This window comes from Mycobacterium sp. TH-M11, from assembly GCF_057473725.1.
Genome location: NZ_JBYCLD010000393.1, coordinates 1 through 3,559 on the forward strand (window position 1 = coordinate 1; position 3,559 = coordinate 3,559).

Below are 3,559 nucleotides of genomic sequence, written 5' to 3' on the forward strand. Positions count from 1 at the left end.
GCGGTCAACCGGTGACCGATCGACTCGGCCACGATCAGCCTCCGATGGTCGGGCGTGATGACCATGCCACCGGGCGACTCCAGGCCGGTCGCCGCCACGGTGACGGTGCCGTCGGGGTCGACCCGCAAGATCACCCCGCCCGCGCGCGCCCGCGACCCGATGTAGGCCCGGCCGACGTGGTCGACGGCCATGTCGCCGAGGTCGGCGGGAGCCAACGCGCTCAAATCGGCCACGGCGCTGACGGTTTCGCCGTCGTAGGCCAGCAGCTGGCGGTCTTGGGCGGACACGATCAGCAACGTGCCGTCCGGCCGGAATCCCAGTCCAGAGGGCGCTCGCCCGGGCAACGGCAGGGTAGTCAGCGCCCCGCCGGCGGTGACCGTGTGCACGGCCTCGCCGAGCATGTCGGAGAACCACAGCAAGCCCTCGAACCAGCGCGGGCCCTGGCCGAAGCAGAAGCCGGTCGCCAGCGGGGCCAGCCCCTCAACCATGGCTGTCGTCATGATGCTCAACGTCGTCGCTCCTCTGCGGCGGGAAAGCGGCCGGCTGATCCTCCGGCTGACTTTACAGATTATCGTATAAATGTCACGCGGTAATTTGCAGGACATCGCCGGCGCTCAGCTAAGGAAAGCGGCAGATGAAATTCACCATCACCCACCCGATGTACAGCCACCCCTACAACCCGGAGTTGGTCACCGGTGCGGGCATCGCGACTGTGGCTGCCGCCGCCGAGGCCGCCGGCATCCACGGCTTCGGGTTCACCGACCATCCCGCACCCACGCAGCGCTGGCTGGAGGCCGGTGGCCACGACGCGCTGGATCCGTTCGTGGCGATGGGATTCGCCGCCGCCCACACCACAACGCTTCGGCTGATCCCCAACATCGTGGTGCTGCCGTATCGAAACCCGTTCGTGGTGGCCAAATCCGGCGCCACACTGGACCTGCTGTCCGAGGGCAGGTTCACGCTGGCGGTCGGCGTGGGCTATCTCAAACGCGAATTTGCCGCTGTTGGAGTCGATTTCGAGGAGCGCGCGACGTTGTTCGACGAGGCGCTGGACGTCATCCGGGCCATCTGGACCAGTGACGACGTCAGCTTCGAGGGCAAGCACTTCAGCGCGAAAGGAATCACCGCGCACCCGCGGCCGGTGAGCGATCCGCATCCACCGATCTGGATCGGCGGCAACACCGGCGCGGCCCGGCGCCGGGTGGCGGACAAGGGCGACGGCTGGTGCCCGTTCGCCGCGTCGCCCGGGCTCGCCCGGACCGCGGGCACGGCGGCACTGGACTCTCTCGACGCGCTGTCCGAGGGTATCGACGACCTACGCCGCCGGCTTGATAAGGCGGGCCGGGACCCCGGAGGCGTCGACATCGTGTTCGGCAACTTCGAGGGCGGCAGCCCGGCCGGCGACGATTTCAACCCCGACGCCTACCTGGCCGGGTTGGAGCGTTTGGCCACGCTCGGCGTCACCTGGACACAGGTGGGCCTGCCCGGCGACAGCCTGGCACACGCCCTCGAAGTCATCGATCGGTTCAAGACCCTGGTCATCGACGCATTGTAAGGCACTCGAAGGCTTTACAACTTTCAGCGAGAATGTCATTCTCGCTACGTGACAACTGACTCTGAGCGGGCGCACTGGTCGGTCGCCGGGCTGCTGGACCTGTTCGACGCTCGCCCGTCCGAGGACGGCCGGTTCATCGCCGACACCGGCATCGTGGCCGAGGATGAACGTCAAGTGGTCGAGGGCACCCAGGTGCTCGCGCAGGTGATTGTCGCTGTCGCCAAACGGTTTCCGGAGAAGTCGGTGCGCTCGGTGCATGCCGTGTTCGCCCGGGCCGTGCTGGTCGGGCCGCCGGTCGACATCGACATCGACGTCGTCGCCGAGGGCCGGTCGACGGCCACCGCGGTGGTGGCCGTCTCGCAGAACGGACGCCGCGCCATCACGGTGACCACGCTGCTCGACGTGCCGTCCGCTGATGTCATCCGTCACCACCTGCCGCGCCCGGAGGTGACCGCACCGCGCGGGGCCAACGACGGCGGGATGCCGATGACCGGCCGGGAACTGCGACTGGTCGACGTGGTGGACGTCAACAGCCCCGACGAGGTCGGGCCCCCGGAGTTGTACGCCTGGTTGCACTACGACCCGATCCCGAACCGCGACGACCTGGCCAAGGCGTTGGTCGCGTATTTCACCGGCCACCTTGGCATTTCGACCACGATGCGCGCCCACGAAGGCATCGGGACCGCGCAGTCGCATCTGACCGTGTCGACCGCGCCGATGACGGTGTCGGTCAGCTTCCACGAACCGGTGACGTGGACGGGGTGGCTGCTGTACACCCACGAGAGCACCCAGGCGGGTGCGGGCATGTCGTATGTCCGGGGCACCGTGCACACCGAGGAGGGCGAGCTGATCGCATCCTTCGCGCAGGACGCGCTGATCCGTCCACTGCGCACCACCGACACGGCGATCAAAACCGAAGCGCGGCTGTAGTTCTCAGGGACGACCGCGACGCGCAATTACCTGATCATGTTTCTGGTCCCGCTCGACTCGAACGGGTAATTCCGCGAACACGTCCACCCGGGCGGGGTCGAAACTGATGAACCCCGTGATCGGTGAACTCTCTGGCGGCGGATCCGGGTAGCTCCACGCGACGTCTTCGATCTCGGCGCCATCGACCACCACCGACCAGTAGGTGGCCCAGCCCTTGTAATTGCAGTACGTCGACGAATTCGATTGCCGTAGAAGCTCAGTGCGCACGTACGCCGGGTCGACGTAGAGCCGCGGCTCGACAGCGGTCTCGAACACGATCACGGTGTCGTCGGTATCCACCAGCGTCGTGCCGGCCACCTCGACGTGCAGATGTCGGATGGTCGGCCGGCAGTCGACGCGGTGATACGGGTTGGGCGGGTAGTGCACCAGCGTGCGTCCCTCTTCGGTCCAGGTGTCGACCGCGTCCCAGGGTACGTTGACGAAACCGGGTGCCTCGGGCACCGGCGCACTCGGCAGATCGATCACCGCGTCGGCGGGAAACGCATAGCTCAGCGGGTGATCTCGACGGTGCACCAGCAGCGCCCGCTCGGTGTCGATCACCGTGGCGCCGTCGCGGACCGCCTGCACCCGTCGGGAGTGTGGTTCGACGAACACCACGTCGTCAGGCAGCGTCGGCGTGAACCAGCCCCGCGGATCGGTGCTGAACGGACCGCGTCCGGCCACCAGACTCACCCGGCCCTCCCTCGCGTTGGTTCGGCATTCGACGGTACTCGGCTGACCTGAACCGCCGGAGTGCTTATCGTGCTGTAGCGAAGTCGACGAGAGGATGCCCTAGATGGCCGGACCGATGGAAGGCGTCAACGTCGTTGAACTCGGGGTCTGGGTGGCCGCGCCCGCGACGGGCGGCATCCTCGCTGACTGGGGCGCCGACGTCATCAAGATCGAGCCGCCGACCGGCGACCCGGCCCGGACGTTCGGCCGCATGCTCGGCCTCGACGTCGACGTCAGCCCACCATTCGAGATGGACAACCGCTCCAAGCGAAGCATCGTGATCGACCTGACCACCGACCACGG

The 3,559-nt window shown here is 67.4% G+C and carries 5 protein-coding genes; 3 read left to right on the plus strand and 2 right to left on the minus strand.

The window, feature by feature from the left end; genetic code table 11:
- Positions 1-500, minus strand: a 500-nt coding sequence (locus tag AC2VOG_RS15625; protein WP_486940785.1) for an SMP-30/gluconolactonase/LRE family protein, incomplete at its 3' end; no start/stop codon positions are given.
- 134 nt (positions 501-634) lie between these two features.
- Between AC2VOG_RS15625 and AC2VOG_RS15630 the strand changes: the two genes are divergently transcribed.
- Both AC2VOG_RS15630 and AC2VOG_RS15635 read left to right on the plus strand, forming a co-directional pair.
- Positions 635-1,555, plus strand: coding sequence for an LLM class F420-dependent oxidoreductase (locus tag AC2VOG_RS15630; RefSeq protein WP_486940786.1), 921 nt, complete (start codon positions 635-637; stop codon positions 1,553-1,555).
- A 48-nt stretch (positions 1,556-1,603) separates the two neighbouring features.
- Positions 1,604-2,485, plus strand: a complete 882-nt coding sequence (locus AC2VOG_RS15635; protein ID WP_486940787.1) for an acyl-CoA thioesterase — start codon at positions 1,604-1,606, stop codon at positions 2,483-2,485.
- Between the two features lie 3 nt (positions 2,486-2,488).
- On the opposite strand, the gene AC2VOG_RS15640 is transcribed toward AC2VOG_RS15635, so the two are convergent.
- Positions 2,489-3,217 (minus strand): DUF427 domain-containing protein, encoded by a 729-nt coding sequence (locus AC2VOG_RS15640; protein ID WP_486940788.1) that lies wholly within the window; start codon positions 3,215-3,217, stop codon positions 2,489-2,491.
- Positions 3,218-3,320: 103 nt separating this feature from the next.
- On the opposite strand from AC2VOG_RS15640, the gene AC2VOG_RS15645 reads away from it, so the two are divergent.
- A partial coding sequence (locus AC2VOG_RS15645) for a CoA transferase (protein ID WP_486940789.1) occupies positions 3,321-3,559 on the plus strand: 239 nt, incomplete at its 3' end.